This is a genomic window from Vibrio rumoiensis 1S-45 (assembly GCF_000286955.2).
GTDB lineage: Bacteria > Pseudomonadota > Gammaproteobacteria > Enterobacterales > Vibrionaceae > Vibrio > Vibrio rumoiensis_A.
In genome coordinates this window covers 33053-49630 of record NZ_AJYK02000063.1, presented here as the reverse complement: position 1 = coordinate 49630, position 16578 = coordinate 33053, and the positions used below count along the sequence as shown (strand labels likewise).

18 protein-coding genes are annotated in these 16578 nt (G+C 41.0%); 8 read left to right on the top strand and 10 right to left on the bottom strand.

Features of this window, described 5'->3' with window-relative positions:
* From A1QC_RS08915 to cmoM, 4 genes are all read right to left on the bottom strand, one after another.
* Positions 1 to 719 (bottom strand): ATP-binding protein (locus tag A1QC_RS08915; protein WP_017024067.1); only part of this gene is annotated, 719 nt, incomplete at its 3' end.
* On the bottom strand, positions 716 to 1486 hold the full coding sequence (gene mukE, locus A1QC_RS08910; protein WP_017024066.1) for a chromosome partition protein MukE: 771 nt from the start codon (positions 1484 to 1486) through the stop codon (positions 716 to 718). The genes A1QC_RS08915 and mukE, both read right to left, overlap by 4 nt.
* Complete coding sequence (gene mukF, locus A1QC_RS08905) at positions 1467 to 2819, bottom strand: chromosome partition protein MukF (RefSeq protein ID WP_017024065.1); 1353 nt, start codon at positions 2817 to 2819, stop codon at positions 1467 to 1469. The genes mukE and mukF overlap by 20 nt, the downstream gene beginning before the upstream one ends.
* 42 nt (positions 2820 to 2861) lie before the next feature.
* The gene (gene cmoM, locus A1QC_RS08900; RefSeq protein WP_017024064.1) at positions 2862 to 3644 is read right to left on the bottom strand and encodes a tRNA uridine 5-oxyacetic acid(34) methyltransferase CmoM; all 783 of its coding nucleotides are present in this window, start codon (positions 3642 to 3644) and stop codon (positions 2862 to 2864) included.
* 112 nt (positions 3645 to 3756) lie between these two features.
* Here cmoM and elyC point away from each other — a divergent pair, with 112 nt between their 5' ends.
* The 7 genes from elyC (at position 3757) to A1QC_RS08865 (ending at position 10452) form a co-directional block, all read left to right on the top strand.
* Entirely contained in the window at positions 3757 to 4557 is an 801-nt protein-coding gene (gene elyC, locus A1QC_RS08895) for an envelope biogenesis factor ElyC (protein WP_017024063.1), read from the top strand.
* Positions 4558 to 4783: 226 nt separating this feature from the next.
* Positions 4784 to 5788: an HTH-type transcriptional repressor PurR gene (gene purR, locus A1QC_RS08890; RefSeq protein ID WP_017024062.1), complete on the top strand. Its 1005-nt coding sequence runs from the start codon at positions 4784 to 4786 to the stop codon at positions 5786 to 5788.
* Between the two features lie 198 nt (positions 5789 to 5986).
* The gene (locus A1QC_RS08885) at positions 5987 to 7147 is read left to right on the top strand and encodes an ABC transporter substrate-binding protein (protein ID WP_017024061.1); all 1161 of its coding nucleotides are present in this window, start codon (positions 5987 to 5989) and stop codon (positions 7145 to 7147) included.
* A gap of 36 nt (positions 7148 to 7183) precedes the next feature.
* On the top strand, positions 7184 to 8851 hold the full coding sequence (locus A1QC_RS08880; protein WP_017024060.1) for an ABC transporter permease: 1668 nt from the start codon (positions 7184 to 7186) through the stop codon (positions 8849 to 8851).
* Positions 8848 to 9504: an ATP-binding cassette domain-containing protein gene (locus tag A1QC_RS08875; protein ID WP_017024059.1), complete on the top strand. Its 657-nt coding sequence runs from the start codon at positions 8848 to 8850 to the stop codon at positions 9502 to 9504. The genes A1QC_RS08880 and A1QC_RS08875 overlap by 4 nt, the downstream gene beginning before the upstream one ends.
* Positions 9497 to 10138, top strand: coding sequence for a CDP-alcohol phosphatidyltransferase family protein (locus A1QC_RS08870; RefSeq protein ID WP_017024058.1), 642 nt, complete (start codon positions 9497 to 9499; stop codon positions 10136 to 10138). Before A1QC_RS08875 ends, A1QC_RS08870 begins: the two co-directional genes overlap by 8 nt.
* Positions 10135 to 10452 carry a DUF2007 domain-containing protein gene (locus A1QC_RS08865; protein ID WP_017024056.1) on the top strand — a complete coding sequence of 106 codons (318 nt, stop codon included), beginning with the start codon at positions 10135 to 10137 and terminating at the stop codon, positions 10450 to 10452. Before A1QC_RS08870 ends, A1QC_RS08865 begins: the two co-directional genes overlap by 4 nt.
* 23 nt (positions 10453 to 10475) lie before the next feature.
* On the opposite strand, the gene A1QC_RS08860 is transcribed toward A1QC_RS08865, so the two are convergent.
* Positions 10476 to 11273, bottom strand: coding sequence for an alpha/beta fold hydrolase (locus A1QC_RS08860; protein WP_017024054.1), 798 nt, complete (start codon positions 11271 to 11273; stop codon positions 10476 to 10478).
* A 233-nt stretch (positions 11274 to 11506) separates the two neighbouring features.
* Between A1QC_RS08860 and A1QC_RS08855 the strand changes: the two genes are divergently transcribed.
* Complete coding sequence (locus A1QC_RS08855) at positions 11507 to 11923, top strand: VOC family protein (RefSeq protein WP_017024052.1); 417 nt, start codon at positions 11507 to 11509, stop codon at positions 11921 to 11923.
* Positions 11924 to 12046: 123 nt separating this feature from the next.
* Here the strand turns inward: A1QC_RS08855 and pyrF are convergent, their stop codons facing one another.
* The 5 genes from pyrF to rpsA all read right to left on the bottom strand — a co-directional run bounded on the left by pyrF (position 12047) and on the right by rpsA (position 16508).
* A complete protein-coding gene (gene pyrF, locus A1QC_RS08850) occupies positions 12047 to 12742 on the bottom strand; it encodes an orotidine-5'-phosphate decarboxylase (protein ID WP_017024051.1) in 696 nt (231 codons plus the stop codon).
* Positions 12743 to 12819: 77 nt separating this feature from the next.
* Positions 12820 to 13989: a lipopolysaccharide assembly protein LapB gene (lapB, locus tag A1QC_RS08845; RefSeq protein ID WP_017024050.1), complete on the bottom strand. Its 1170-nt coding sequence runs from the start codon at positions 13987 to 13989 to the stop codon at positions 12820 to 12822.
* 12 nt (positions 13990 to 14001) lie between these two features.
* On the bottom strand, positions 14002 to 14295 hold the full coding sequence (locus A1QC_RS08840; protein WP_017024049.1) for a LapA family protein: 294 nt from the start codon (positions 14293 to 14295) through the stop codon (positions 14002 to 14004).
* 183 nt (positions 14296 to 14478) lie between these two features.
* A complete protein-coding gene (locus tag A1QC_RS08835; protein ID WP_017024048.1) occupies positions 14479 to 14763 on the bottom strand; it encodes an integration host factor subunit beta in 285 nt (94 codons plus the stop codon).
* A gap of 74 nt (positions 14764 to 14837) precedes the next feature.
* Complete coding sequence (gene rpsA, locus A1QC_RS08830) at positions 14838 to 16508, bottom strand: 30S ribosomal protein S1 (RefSeq protein WP_017024047.1); 1671 nt, start codon at positions 16506 to 16508, stop codon at positions 14838 to 14840.
* Positions 16509 to 16578: the final 70 nt, after the last annotated feature.

Genomic DNA, 16578 nt, shown 5'->3' with positions numbered 1-16578 from the left:
CCCCCGCCATTTTGTGGCAGTAAATAATCACGTAAAGAACGAGTGATAGCACTGGAAATACCACCGTAAAGCGACGCTTCAATTAAGCGATAGAACTTAGAACGGTCGCCAGTGTTGCGCAGTTTCTTCGGCAACACGCCCATTTCAAACATCATGCTGTGGTAATCAGCAACCGATGTAAATGCCTTTAAAATCACGCCTTCGTATTCAGCTATTTTCTCTTTTAATTCGTTATATGGGCGAACGCGTGCTTGACCGTTTGGTAACGTTTCGATCAATACGTCTGTCGGTTTCACATGACTTGGCAGGCCTTGGATAAGGATCGGTTTGATATCAACCTTCTTATCTCGCCCTGCAACTTGTTGCAGTTTAACCGTAAACAATAGGCGTTGATGACGTGAGTTCACTACATCTAAAGCGGAATAACAGGTACCCGGTTGCAGTTTACCGAATAAGCCTTTATCGCGTGATGCTTGAGAACTGCCCGCTTCAGTAGTATTACGAAAATGCAATAAGCTCTGATCAGGAATTAAGGCTGTGATAAAAGCTGCCATGGTGGTCGATTTACCGGCACCATTACCGCCAGAGAGTGTTGTCACTAGGCCATCAATATCAAAAGTACGTGCAAAAAAACCGTTCCAGTTGATCATGGTCAGCGATTGGTATTTGCCTCGAGCAATGCCTTTTCCTTGATCAATCACTTTATCTTGCTCGCTCATAAGCCACCTGCTTGTTCTTGTTCGTCTTGTTCTGACTCAGTGTCGACTTGTTCATCAGACGCATCTTGTTCTTGCGTACCCTTAACTTTACTTGGATCGAGTACCGCTTCACCATCACGGATTAAACGTAATTGCGCTGCCGCAATATCATCACCAACCCGTACATCCGCCCCAAAGCGAAATACCGCTTCACTGATACGGAACTTTTCATCATCGCCGACCGGTAAAACCATGCCTATACGACGCAGACGACGCAGTGACGTGCGTACTTTTTCAAACAGTTTTTCTTTATCTAAATCCGAACCAGTGGCACGGTTTGTGACCAATCGCATCAGCTTTTTTTCATCAGCAAGGCTAAGCAATTCTTCGTATAATTCTTGATTGGTAAAAATACCTTCATGCGCCAAACGCTCAGGGCTTAAGTATAAGAAACACAAAATTTTCCCTACCAGCATATCCAGTTCGGACAACACGCTACGCCCAATCAGTGAGGTTGAGCGTGGTCGAAGGTAGAAAAAACCTTCCGGGGCGCGGACCAATTCCGCATTATAGCGTTGATAAAAAATACCAAGATCGGTATCAAAATCGCTTAGAAAAGCGTGGTTATCCATATCATCACTTGATATATGGCGACCGGCGCGCAATGCGCTGTCTAATGCTGGAAATAATGAATTAGACAAGGCCTTAACCAATTGTGTTGGCATGTAGTCTTGTTCGGAGAAGTCGGCACTCTCGGGTGCTTTATAATCAGTATTTATCGATGACATTTGCTTGTACCTTTGCACCAAAATCATTAATTGCTTGCCAATCCGGTTGAATTGCTTGGTAATCGGATTCCGAATACCCCATTCTTACCGCTTGATCGACAACCATTCGGGCTAAATCAAAATGTTGAGTCGCGGGGTGTTCAGCTAAGTAATCTCGTAGCACACGGCCTAAATCAATGGCTTGTCCCGTTTCTTGATGCTGCTTGAGCATCGCTTCTACACGTAGGCTGAGTGCATCATCCACTACGCTGAGTTCTTCGTATTCCACTTCATCGGGAATCGCGCCCGTCACTTCATCATTACGAAGCATCATGGCTTCATCACGCATATCACGTAAACGTTCAGCATCGGAGTGCACCAAGTACCAAGGCGCATCAAAGTAATCGGTTACCGATTGACGCAAACGCTGACTGAAAGCGCGGTTTTGGTCCATATCAATCGCAGTACGAATGAATTTATGCACATGACGGTCATAACCAATCCACAGATCTATCGCTTGTTGGCCCCAACTAATGATGCGATCGAGCTTGGTTTGTAATGAGAAAAGAATGGCATCGATGATATCTAACCCTTCTTGACCATAGATAATTTGTTGAATATCGAGCAATTGAGATTGCAGCTCATCACCAGCCGCTTGCAGGGTTTCTTGTAATTCGTTTAATGTGCTTGATGTCTCTGACAATAAACTTTCACAACTGCTGATCGCATCACGCCAATCTTGGTTGAGCAGCTCGGCAATTTGTTGCTTGATGGAAATTTGTTGATCGTCCATTGCACGTTGGTTTAAGTCGATCCGATCAAAAATTTCTCCAACCGAATATTTTAAAACGCCATACACATTTTTTTGCCAATGCCCTATCGTGGTAGCTTGTTGAGCATAGGTCACCGCTTTCGACATTTCATCGGCAACCATAGAAAGTTGAATCGACAATTTTAATTTAGAGAATTCACGATGGCGGACATAATAACCGGTGATCGCAACCCCCAATGGTGAGATACGATAAATACTTGCACCATCATTTAGCTCACTGACAAAGCGGCTCAGTAATCTTTGAGATACCAATTCATTAATCGCATTGTTGGCACGAAATGCCGAGGCTTCACCGGTGTCTTCGAATAAACGAGTAACGATATTGAATGCATCGTGCAACTCGCCTTCGCCTAACTCTTCATCAAACTTCTCATCACTTAAAACTGCAATAGCAATTAAGAATGCTAATCGCTCTGTAGTTAAATTTAATGAAAAATCATGTTGTTTTACCCAACCGACAAGTTCATCAATCGGTTGTTGATTGATGGCTGGCTCAACAACATCTTGAGTAATCTCACTCATTCTTGTTCCTGTTCATTCTATTTATGTCTGAAAATATAAAATTCATAGCGGTTTTTGTGCCCAAACATGGATGTAACGCCCTAAGGATAAATATGGCTCTGTTCGGCATAACTGTTGCTCTAATGCCATAACATCCTCCACATCAAAGTCACCCATGTATTGTTGATTACCGATATAATCATTGAAGCAACGAATACCGGACTTTCCACAAATATTAAAACCTTCGTTTTCTATCCATTGATAGACGTTTTCAGGTATCAAGCCTTTCTGGGGTTGTAACTTAAACCGCTTTCTATGGGGCATTCCTTGCAAAATATGCGGAATGTTACCACAAGTTACATTTTTCAAAACCAACCCATGATGATTATAAAACATCACCGATGCGACTCCGCCTGGCTTTAGTTTACTTAATACACATTTTAAGACTTCTTGTGGGTTTTCAAGCCATTCCATCACTGCATGAAAGAGAACCAAATCAACCGGTTCATCAAATTGATGATCGAGATCTTGTATTGATGAATGAACAAACCGAAATTGTTCACTAAGTTCATGCTGTTCAACATCTTGTTTGGCAAGTTCTAACATTTCACTAGAAATATCGCACAGGACAATCTGATGTCCAAACTGAGCTAATCTCTGAGAGATTTGTCCTAAACCACCACCTGCATCAAGTATCATCAAGCGGGAGGATTGAGTTTCAAGCAAAGCAAGAGCTTGCTCCAAATCCTGCCAAACAATGGTTTTCCGGATGTTACCTTTATCCGATCCATAAATATTTTTGGCGAACTTATGAGCTATATCATCGAAATTTCGGTCTTGGTTCATCTTTTTTCGTTTAAGATAACTAAATTTTGCGTGTATTCTGTCACAGCAAATACAGGAATAAAGCAATTACTACGTTTTATTTACTAAATGATGAATTTTCGGACTATCTAGAATGTTTGAACTAAAAAAAATATTGTCATCTTTATTAATGCCCTTACCTGCCTTATTAATCATCGGGTTTATTGGCCTTTTTCTTATTATGTTTACCTATAAGCGCGGCGCTGGTTGCGCGCTAACTTTCATTTCATTGATGGGTATTTTTCTTTTTTCTTTTCAACCCGTTTCAACACCACTATTAAAGCCAACTGAACGAGCTTATAAAGCCTTTTTACCAGTGGAAGGAACTATAGATTATGTGATGGTACTAGGCAGTGGTCATACCGTAGACGCAGACATGCCGCCGACATCCGAATTGTCCCGTAATGGATTAATGCGACTTGCTGAGGGTATCCGTATTTTAAGGATGTATCCTGGCGCTAAACTGATTTTATCCGGATATGCTGCGGGTTCATCTGTCAGTAATGCACGTATGATGGCAACCGTTGCCGTTTCATTAGGGGTCACGAAATCGGATATCATTTTATTAGAAAGTGCCAAAGACACATGGGAAGAAGCAAGACAAGCATCTGGCTTTGTTGGTTCAAAACGCCTTGTTCTAGTGACATCGGCCAGTCACATGAAACGCGCAATGACAGAGTTTAAAAGCGCTGGATTACAGCCAATTCCGGCACCAACCAATTACCTTGCTTTTGATAACATAAACCAAGCTTGGGACCGCTTTACTCCTCAAGCCAAGTATTTAGAACAAAGTGAGCGATACTGGCATGAGCAACTTGGTCGTTGGTGGTTATCACTTCGCAATACTTTAGCGACAGAACCAGGGCCTGTAGAAGCTGCCACACCATTTGAATAAATCATTATTCGTTCAGGTTAACCGCCTTCCAAACCATGAAAGCAAACGTTGACGCTGACGATTGCTTTCATTGATAAAAAACTGTCATTTGATTGTCAGCGCTATCAATTCAGACTAAAATCACTGTTCAAATAATATTAAATCATTCTAAGCCGCTAATAATAAGGCGGCTTTTATCTTTTTAGTCGCTTGAACATAAGTACATTCCGCACAAAGGGAACTCACTATGGCTACAATCAAAGATGTCGCACGTATTGCTGGTGTATCCACCACCACCGTGTCTCATGTCATCAACAAAACTCGCTTTGTTGCAGAAACAACGCAAGAAAAAGTCATGGCGGCCGTTAAAGAACTTAACTATGCCCCAAGTGCAGTTGCCCGTAGTTTAAAATGTAACACTACCAGCACCATTGGTATGCTCGTCACCCAATCAACCAACCCATTTTTTGCTGAAGTGGTCGATGGCGTAGAAAGCTACTGTTATCGCCAAGGTTATACTTTAATCTTATGCAATACTGGTGGCCTAGTTGATAAGCAGCGTGACTATATTCGTATGTTAGCCGGTAAGCGTGTCGATGGTTTATTAGTGATGTGTTCGGATCTTGATGAAGAACTTCGTGGCATGCTTGATGGTCACCCTGATATTCCAAAAGTTGTTATGGATTGGGGCCCTGAGACCTCTAAAGCCGATAAAATCATTGATAATTCAGAAGAAGGCGGCTATTTAGCCACTCGTTATTTGATCGATAATGGCCATACCGATATTGCTTGTTTAAGCGGTCACTTTGAAAAGATGGCTTGTATTGAACGTATTGCAGGTTGCAAACGAGCTTTAGCGGAAGAAGGCTTGTCTTTACCGGATGAATGGTTAATAGAAGGTAACTTTGAGTGTGATACGGCTGTGCTCGCTGCCGATAAGATTTTAGCTATGGATAAAAAGCCCACTGCCGTATTCTGCTTTAATGACATTATGGCATTAGGCTTAATGAGCCGTTTACAAGAAAAAGGGATGCGTGTACCAGACGATATTTCGGTGATTGGTTATGACAACATCGATTTATCCGCTTACTTTTCACCACCATTGACCACAATCCACCAGCCTAAACGCCGTTTAGGAAAAAATGCGGTAGAAATTCTGCTCGAGCGAATTAAAGATAAGAATCACGCCAAGCAAGTATTTGAAATGTTCCCAGAAATTCTCGAACGTTCGACGGTCAAAAAACTCAACTAATTTGTAAGAAAACCGTTTTTATTACATAAAACCAGCGGCCGTCGCTGGTTTTTTATTAAAAGGGCACTGAATCAGATTAATCTGACTCATATAGGTGACTTTTCTTCTGTAGAATCCTAATTTATTAATAAAAAATGAAATTTTTTTGTCTTTTGGCCTGTCTGATATAGCAGCATTTAATTTTAGGTAAGGATTGATATGAAACGTTTTTTGCTTAGCTGTACTTTAGCCCTGTCGACGGCTTTATCTTCTATCTCTTATGCGGAAGATGACTCTACTAATTGGCAAGCAATAGAAAGCAAAGCAAAAGGACAGGACGTCTATTTTAATGCTTGGGGGGGCAGTCAAGAAATTAACGACTACCTTCGTTGGGCCAGTGCACAAGTCAAAAAACGTTATGGCATTACGCTTCACCATGTCAAAGTCAGCGATATATCTGAAACGACCACACGTCTTCTTGCAGAAAAAGCAGCAGGTAAAAATGAAGGTGGTAGTGTTGATTTGGTTTGGATTAATGGCGAAAACTTTAAATCAATGAAAAATAACCAACTGTTATTTGGCCCTTTCGTTGAAACGCTGCCAAACTGGCAAAAAGTGGATAAAACCTTACCAGTAGACAATGACTTTTCTGAACCAACTAACGGTTTAGAAGCCCCATGGGGTGTTGGTCAATTAGTGTATATTCATGATGTTAAAAAACTTCCATCGCCACCTAATTCGGCAAAAGCTTTATTAGAGTATGCCCAAGCGCATCCAGGGCGAATTACTTACCCTAAACCACCGCAATTTCACGGCACTAGCTTTTTAAAAGCGTTATTAATTGAATTGACGAATAACGATCCTGCGTTAGCACAGCCGGTCGATCCAAGGACGTTTGACAAAATAACACAACCTCTTTGGGTTTACTTAGATGCCTTAAAACCACTAACTTGGCAACAAGGAAAACAATTTCCAACAAGCCAACCAGAACTTATTCAACTACTTGACGATGACCAAATCGATATTGCGATTACCTTTAATCCAAATGAAGTATTTTCAGCGCAAGCCAGCGGCAAACTTGCAGACACAACAGCAAGCTACGCTTGGAAAAATGGCGCATTATCAAACATTCATTTCCTTGCCATCCCATGGAATGCAAATGCGAAAGAAGGTGCAATGGTGGTAACAAATTTCTTACTTAGCCCTGAAGCTCAATCGAAGAAAGGGGATATTAATGTCTGGGGCGACCCTTCCGTGTTGCAAGCCTCTTATTTAACTGGTAGTGCACAAAAAACTAAGCTTTTCAATTCAATTGAAGAACCACATCCGACTTGGCAAATGGCTCTTGAGCAAGCTTGGCTTAAGCGTTATAGCCAGTAAAGTGCTGACTTACCGTCACCAATGGACAAAAGATTTATGCTTCGATTGAGTTATTTCGCTGTATTACTGATTGGGGTATTTCCTCTTATACCTGGCTTTTTTGGCATGGTAGCCCCAGCACTGGGCTACATTCCACCGCTTGGACTGTTCAATGTAGACCTTAACGCCTTCAGCGCAGTTTTTTCATGGCCTGGCGTTATGCACTCTATCCATCAAACCCTTTTCATTGCTATTGCAAGTACATTACTTGCAGCATTAATGACATTTTCGATCATTCAATCTTATTGGGGCACTCGTTTTTGGGGAAGAGTTGAGAAATCGTTATCACCACTTTTAGCTTTGCCACATGTGGCATTCGCAGTGGGATTTCTTTTTTTATTTTCGGATACTGGTTGGATTGCTCGCGCGATACATTGGGCATTTAGTGATACGGTATTTAATAGTCTATTTTCATTACAAGACAATTTTGGTATCGGCTTAACCTTTGCGTTAGCCATAAAAGAAACACCATTTCTATTGCTAATGAGCATGCCAATTTTACATAATTTAAAGGTATCGCAAACATTACAAGTCAGCCAAAGCTTGGGTTATTCTTTTCAACAATCATGGTGGAAAGCATTGTTCCCTCAGTGGTGGAAGCATATGCGTTTTTCTTTATTCGCCATTATGGCTTATTCCGGCTCGGTGGTGGACGTCAGTTTAATATTAGGCCCAACTCACCCACCTACTTTCGCCGTTCTCGTATGGCAATGGTTTAATGAGCCTGATTTGAATCAGCTTCCTCGTGCGGCAGCGGGTGCATTTGTCCTATTTATCTTATGTTCATTACTAATCACTTTAGTTTGGGTTCTAGAGCAATTCTTTTTACGGCTCTATCGCTCATGGATGATCTCTGGCCGACGTTGTTCGCTTGAGATGAAGCCTTATTTCTTTCATGTCTTAGCTGCGATTAGCTTAGCAACAATACCAGTGATCATTATTTGGACGTTTGCTCAACGATGGCAATTTCCTAATATGTTACCTAGCCATTGGAGTTTACGATTTTGGCAAAGTGAATGGGTGTATATTCAAGACACCATCATTACCAGCATCAATATCTCCCTTATTAGCAGTATAATTGCTTTGTGTTTAGCAGTGATTGCACATGAATATCGACAAAAATATCGCCTTGCTCTCCCTATGTACATCATAGCCCTGCCTATGTTAATTCCACAGTTGTCGCTTTTATTTGGCATGCAAGTCACGAGTTTATGGGCAGGCCAAGATTATTATTTTTTTTGGGTAGTTTGGTCGCATGTCTTTTTCATTTTTCCGTATGTTTATTTAAGCTTAGATGGCCCTTGGAAAAGCTACCCGACTCGTTTATCACAAACAGCCATCAGTTTAGGGCTTTCACCCTTTAAAACTTGGTTTAAGATTAAGGTACGTACCCTTTCAAGTGCTTTGATTTTTGCATGGGCAATGGGCATGAGCGTAAGCCTTGCACTTTATTTACCAACCATCATGTTAGGCTCTGGGCGTGTGACTACACTAACAACTGAAGCCGTTGCCCTATCTAGTGGTCATGATCGTCGTGTTGTTGCGTTATATGCGCTATGGCAAGCAATTTTACCTTTTGTATCTTTCAGCATTGCTCTTATCGCCAATCGATTTTTACATAGAAGAATGAATGTTCGTTCCTTAGATAAAGGAGCTACACAATGAGTTTACAAATACAATCTCTATCGATTCACCATAAAAATGAATCCTCTTTAATCAAAAATGTGGATTTAGTTATTAACCAAGGTGAAGTCCTAACCTTAATGGGGCCAAGTGGTTGTGGAAAGTCCACATTACTCAGCGCTATTGCTGGCCACCTAGCTAACGATTTTTGGTTAGAAGGCAGCATTTTATTAGATGGGCAGCCAATCCAATCCGCGCAGCCTCATTTACGTCAGGTTGGCATTCTGTTTCAAGACGATCTGCTCTTCCCACACTTAAATATCTGGGAAAACATTGCCATCGCCTTACCAAACGAAATTAAAGGTCAGAAACGTAAAGAGCGAGCCTTAGAGTGCCTGCAACAAGTTAAGCTTGATCACTTGGCCTTCTCAATGCCGAATCAAGTTTCAGGTGGTCAACGTGCTCGTATTAGCTTATTAAGAATGCTGCAAGCAAACCCAAAAGTGGTTTTATTAGATGAACCATTTAGTAAATTAGATAAAGATTTAAGAGAAACATTTAGGGCTTGGGTATTTGACCAATTAAAACAGGCACAGATACCGGCTTTAATGGTGACTCACGACGAGGATGATATTCCATCTGACGGCAAACTTATCTATTGGGAAAATTTAAAAAAGGAAATGTTGAATGCTTGATAGATACATCATTCCCATTATCAAAAAACCGCTGAACATAGCGGCAAAGCTGTGTGTTAGTAAGCATATTTCAGCGGATCAAGTGACATGGTATAGCTTTTTGTTAGGCTTATGTGCTTTACCCAGCTTGTGGCTTGAACAATACCTACTGGCGCTGTTTTTTATTGTTTGTAATAGAATAGGTGATGGATTAGATGGTGCGATTGCTAGGCTAACCACGCAGTCTGATGCCGGAGGGTTCTTAGATATCAGCCTAGATTTTCTGTTTTATGCACTTATCCCTTTTGGTTTCATACTTGCCAATCCAGAACAAAACGCAGTTTGGGGGGCATTGCTGATTGTCTCATTTGTCGGCACTGGGAGTAGCTTTCTTGCCTTTGCTTCGATTGCGGCCAAGCAAAATATAGAGAACCCTGTCTATCAAAATAAATCGTTATATTACATGGCTGGCATTACTGAAGGCACAGAAACTATCGCAATTTTTATTGCGTTTTGTCTATGGCCACAACACTTTCCAATACTCGCTGGTATTTTTGCGGCATTGTGTTTCATGACTACTGCGAATCGTATTTGGGCAGGTTACAAAACCATACAGCAAGCTGAAGCAGCCACACCTAGGAGTGACGAATTATGAAAATATTTAGTGCACAAAACCCTGTAGAAGCACATATTGTTCGCGGTTTGCTTGAAAGCCAAGGCATTGAAGCTCAAGTTCATTCAGACAATATTTTCAGCCTAAAAGGAGAAATCCCCATGACTAACGATACGGATCCTTATGTCTGGCTTGTCGATCATATGTTTGAGGGCAAAGCAAAGAAAATCATTGCCGAATACGACAATAGAAAAGATGATGATTCACCCAATTGGGTATGCGATCTGTGCAATGAATCAGTAGAAATACAATTTGCCATATGTTGGAATTGCGGCAACAGTCACAAGGATCAATAACATTGCGAACATTGTAAATGAATTTATTTACAGTGCTTTTGAATAAACTCGATAGAGTGCTGGTTAAACTCTTGTGGGCGTTCTACATTACAGACATGCCCACAATTTGGGATTTCTAATAGCCAACTGCTTTGATGCTTCGCTACCATCTCTTTAACAGGGTGGATGAACATATAATCCAACTCTCCCATTAAATAAAGCGTAGGAATAGATATTTCACGCTCTCTAAAATATTTCATCATCGGATTCACATCCGCAGCTAGCTTGAACCAACGTTTAAATTCTTTCTGACACAACTTCTTTGCTTCATGGATAAACAAGTGTCTTGATTCTTTTTGGTTGCGCTGAGGCATTACAACGTATGCAAATAATTTATATAGCCACATGTACGGAATTATGTGCTTACACATATCACCCGCTTTCACCAGTACTTGAGAGCGAATATCTAAGCGCGTGATAGCGCCACCTAACACCATACTATTCACTCGTTCACTTGCCATTTCAGCTAAGTTTCTCACGAGAATCGTGCCTAAAGACATGCCAACAAAGTGGGCTGATTTAATTTCTAGATGGTCCAAAACACGCAATATGTCAGTGGTGACATCTTGAAATGAATAATTTTTTGAGATGATATTTTTTAACAATCGATTTGAGCGACCGTGTCCTCTTAAATCGATCAACAATAAATTAAAGTGTTGTCGATAATCTTTAATCTGCTTAAACCACAACGATGAGCTGCCCCCTGCCCCATGCACAAACACCACCCATTCCTTGCTGGTTGGGTGTTGGTAAGTTTTATGGAAAAGGATATCTACATTCATACGCATCTCTGATTTAAACAATGGTTATCATTGTAACACACACGACGATTGCCACGATCTTATCGTTATATTTTCATACAAAAAGGAAAAATAGTACATCTTAACCTCACTCAATTTACCTTATGCCATCGCCCTCACAGGATTATCAAAGTTGAACAAAATACTTTACCTCAAGTTAACCTTAGGTTTTAACATGCTCAATAAGATAACGCATAAACAGATAAGGAAATACTATGTATTTAGAGCATATCAATTTAGTGGTCAGTGATGTTGAAGCCATGTTGAAATTCTACCAAACAGCATTCCCGCATTGGAAAGTTCGCAGTGAAGGCGTAAGTGAATGGTATGGAAAACCAAGACGTTGGTTGCATTTTGGCGATGACCAATACTACATTGCCATCAGTGATAACGGTGTAGGAGCGAATAGAGATTTAGCCGGTCATCAAACCGGTCTAGCACATTTTGCTTATGTCATTGATAACATTGATTCGCTCACTTCACGATTACAAAACGCAGATTATCAAATCGCAAACCCTGGTACAGCCAACCCATTTCGTCGTAATGTGTATTTTATCGATCCCGCAGGTTTTGAAGTGGAATTCGTTCAATATTTAAGTGATATTCCAAGCGAACGAAATAACGACTTATAAATATGAGCGATATTCGGTATTAAAGCGCATAAAAGAAAAATCTCAGTGTGAGGATCGCTCACACTGAGATCTATATATACGTAATGCTAGTTATGAGATGGGTATGTTCAATACTTCCAAATATTAACTTAAGGTAGCATTGATATCTATGAGCACCTGATTAGGGTTGCTAGCTTGTGTGATTGGACGACCTATCACTAAGTAGTCAGAGCCTGCTGTCATTGCTTCAGCGGGTGTCATAATGCGGCGTTGATCGCCTGCATCACTGCCTGCAGGACGAATACCTGGCGTCACTAATTTAAACTCGTTGCCTAAGTCTGATTTTAACATTGAAGACTCATGAGCTGAACACACTACACCATCTAAACCACTATTCTTAGTGAGCTTAGCCAAGCGCTTTACTTGCTCTTGTGGAGTGATATCTAGACCAATGCCAGCCAAATCTGATTGTTCCATGCTCGTTAAGACAGTCACACCAATTAACAGTGGGCGATCTTTACCATAAGGCTCTAAAATATCACGCGAGGCTGTCATCATGCGCTCACCACCACTGGCGTGCACATTAACCATCCATACACCTAATTCTGCAGCTGCACGAACGGCTTTAGAGCATGTGTTAGGAATATCATGAAATTTTAAGTCTAAAAAAACAGAGAAGTTTTTAGCATGAAGTTGTCGAACAAAATCAGGACCAAGAAGCGTAAACATCTCTTTACCCACTTTTAAACGACACTGTGTTGGATCAATATTGTCCACAAAGGTTAAAGCATCATTCTGGTTGTCATAATCAAGGGCAACAATCACTTTGGGGTCTAACATTGATTTTCCTCTGTCTTTATTGTCGTTAAACAATTGGATGATTTATTCTTAATATGTTGTGTAGCGGAATATATTATTTATTCGCCATCTAAACCGCGAATCGGCTTTATGGTTCCCCACCCTTTACATGAAGGGCAGTGCCAATAAATTGCATGAGTGGCAAAACCACATTGACGGCATTGATAGTGAGGTTTTGCTTTCATTTGAACCCCAACCATTTCTTGTAACGTAGTTAAACTGTCTTTGGCTCGGCCTTCTTCGGCTTCCGCAATATGATAATCAATTAAACGGTAGAAACCTTTCATTGTCGGATTTTTGATCAACTGCTGTGTTAGCAAGGTTTGAGCTGCTGCAATGCCTTCATGTTTAGCCACCATTTGTGCCAACATCAACTCAGCCGATACCCCTGCTTTTTTAGCGATACACTTTTTCAAAAACTCCAACATTCCGGCTTCTTGATCGATTTGATAATAACAGTCAGCTAAGGTTGGCAAAACTTCAGGAATGTAATCGATATCCTGTTCTAATACTTTTTCTAAACATTTAATCGTTTGAGTGTAATTATCAGATTCAAGGTGAATGTTACCTAATGCGATGGTCGCACGAACACATTTAGGGTCTTCTGTAATCGCTCTTTTAAAGTAAAGTACTGCTTTTGAGGTATTGGTTAAGCTCAATTCATGCATAGCAAGCTCGCACCAATAGTGCGCGATATCCTTACGCATTTTCTTTTTGCCCATAGATACTAAAGCATCACCATACTTGATCGCTTTGCTCCACTCACGGGTTTGCTGATAGATAGTGACAAGTTGAAGAAGGGCTTGTTCTTTATGTTCTGGCTCATCAACCAACTGCTCAAAGATCTTTTCTGCTCGGTCAAAAAAGCCCGATACCATATAGTCTTTAGCCAGTTGTTGTAGTGCGATATTTTTCTGATCTATGGTTAAACCTTCACGGGTAATTAGATTTTGGTGAATCCTAATTGCCCTATCAACTTCACCCCGAGAGCGGAATAAGTTCCCCAAAGCCAAGTGTGTATCAATGGTTTCATCATCAACCTGTAAAAGTTCAATGAAGTGATCTACGGCTTTATCAGATTGTTCAGACAATAACAGGTTTAGACCTCTAACGTATTGCCGTGAGATCTGATGGGATTGTTCCTGTTTGTCATGTCGAGCACTACGGTTACCCATATACCAACCGTAGGCGGCGGCAATCGGCAACAGCAGAAAAAGTAGCTCTAGCATTTACGAATAAACCTAACCTTTGATTTCAGGTAATTGCTCTGATGATTGAGAAGTCGCTTGTGATTTCGATTTATTTAATTGCTTACGCAAGCGACGAATCGTGAGAGTAGATTTTAAATATAAGCTACCAAAAATCAGCCATGCAATAGCAAACGCAGCAACAAAAACGACGCCTAACAATAAAGATAAAGGTAATTCATTTTGCGCTACAAGATAATTAAACGTCACCGTTTCTTGGTTTTGAGCACCAAGTGCTAACGCAATAAGAAAAAGTGCGATAACCAATATGATTTTTATAATTTTCATCAGTACCACCATTAAGCTAAGAAACGTTTCCCTAGATTATGCAGCAAATTTGTCAGACACTCCATTGCCAATCCATTGAAACTCAGAAATATTATACATTAAAAGGCATTTCTGGCAGTCACTAACAACAAAAAAGCGGCAATCTATCAAGACTGCCGCTTTCAAATATTCTATGTGTATTCGTTACATACTACTATTTACACGCTCACGTAATTCTTTACCTGGTTTAAAGTGAGGAACGTATTTACCTTCCAACTCCACTTTTTCACCTGATTTTGGATTACGACCAACGCGTGGCTCTCGATAATGTAGAGAAAAACTGCCGAAACCACGAATTTCAATACGATCACCATCTTCTAATTTAGCAGCCATGTGTTCAAGGATATCCTTAACCGCATCTTCTACTTCTTTAGTTGAAAGGTGTGTTTGTTGAGCACATAGTCGTTCTATTAACTCTGACTTAGTCATAGGTGATTCCCTCACTTTACTCTAACTTATCGAAAAAGGGAGCCAATACTAGGCCCCCTAAATATAGGCGATTATTATTCGCCTTTAGCAGCCTTGAAAGCATCTGCCATAGCATTACCAAACGCAGCTTCATCAGTTTTGTTTAGTGTAGCCATTGCTTCTTGCTCTTCAGCTTCGTCTTTAGCTTTGATAGATAGGTTGATTACGCGGTTTTTACGGTCTACACCAGTAAATTTCGCTTCAATGCTATCACCAACACTGAACACTAGAGATGCGTCTTCGATACGGTCACGTGCTGCTTCTGAAGCACGGATGTAACCTTCAACACCTTCGATTAGTTCAATTGTAGCACCTTTCGCGTCAACTGCAGTTACAGTACCGTTTACAAGCGTACCTTTTTTGTTGTCTGCAACGTAGCTATTGAACGGGTCGTTTTCCATTTGCTTAACGCCAAGAGAAATACGCTCACGATCAGCATCTACTGCTAGAACAACTGCAGAGATTTCGTCGCCTTTTTTGTAGTCGCGAACTGCTTCTTCACCTTGAGCATTCCAAGAAATGTCAGATAAGTGAACAAGACCGTCGATACCACCGTCAAGACCGATGAAGATACCAAAGTCAGTGATAGACTTAATCTTACCAGTTACTTTGTCGCCTTTAGCTTGCGCTTCAGCGAAAGTCTGCCAAGGGTTAGCTTTACATTGTTTCAGGCCTAGAGAGATACGACGACGTTCTTCGTCGATATCAAGAACCATAACTTCAACTTCATCGCCAACGTTAACCACTTTAGATGGGTGGATGTTTTTGTTAGTCCAATCCATTTCTGAAACGTGTACTAGACCTTCAACGCCTTCTTCGATTTCTACGAAGCAGCCGTAATCAGTTAGGTTAGTTACACGACCAGTTAGTTTGTGACCTTCTGGGTAACGCTTAGCGATAGCTACCCATGGATCTTCGCCAAGTTGCTTAAGACCTAGAGAAACACGAGTGCGCTCACGGTCAAACTTAAGAACTTTAACTAGGATTTCGTCACCAACGTTTACGATCTCAGATGGGTGCTTAACACGCTTCCAAGCCATATCTGTGATGTGAAGTAGGCCGTCTACACCGCCAAGATCAACGAATGCACCGTAGTCAGTAAGGTTCTTAACGATACCTTTAACTTCAGTACCTTCTTGTAGAGTTTCAAGAAGTTCGTCACGCTCAACACTGTTTTCAGATTCGATAACAGCACGACGAGAAACAACAACGTTGTTACGTTTCTGATCAAGCTTGATTACTTTGAACTCTAGCTCTTTGTTTTCTAGGTGAGCAGTATCGCGAATAGGGCGAACGTCTACTAGAGAACCAGGAAGGAAAGCACGGATACCGTTTAATTCAACAGTGAAACCGCCTTTAACTTTACCGTTGATGATACCAACAACAGTCTCAGCTTCTTCACAAGCTTTCTCAAGAACAATCCACGCTTCGTGACGCTTAGCTTTCTCACGAGAAAGTTGAGTTTCACCGAAACCATCTTCAACAGCGTCAAGTGCTACATCTACTTCAGCACCAACTTCAACTTCAAGTTCGCCAGCAGCGTTCTTGAATTGTTCAGCTGGAATAGCAGATTCAGATTTTAGGCCTGCGTCAACAAGAACGAAACCGTTCTCGATAGCAACAACAGTACCCTTTACAATAGTACCTGGGCGGAATTCTAGTTCGTTTAGCGACTCTTCAAAGAGTTGAGCAAAAGATTCAGTCATTATATATGATCTTCAATTAATTAAACGTCCATGGGTATCCTACCGCATGGGGTTGATAAATTAGCCAGTC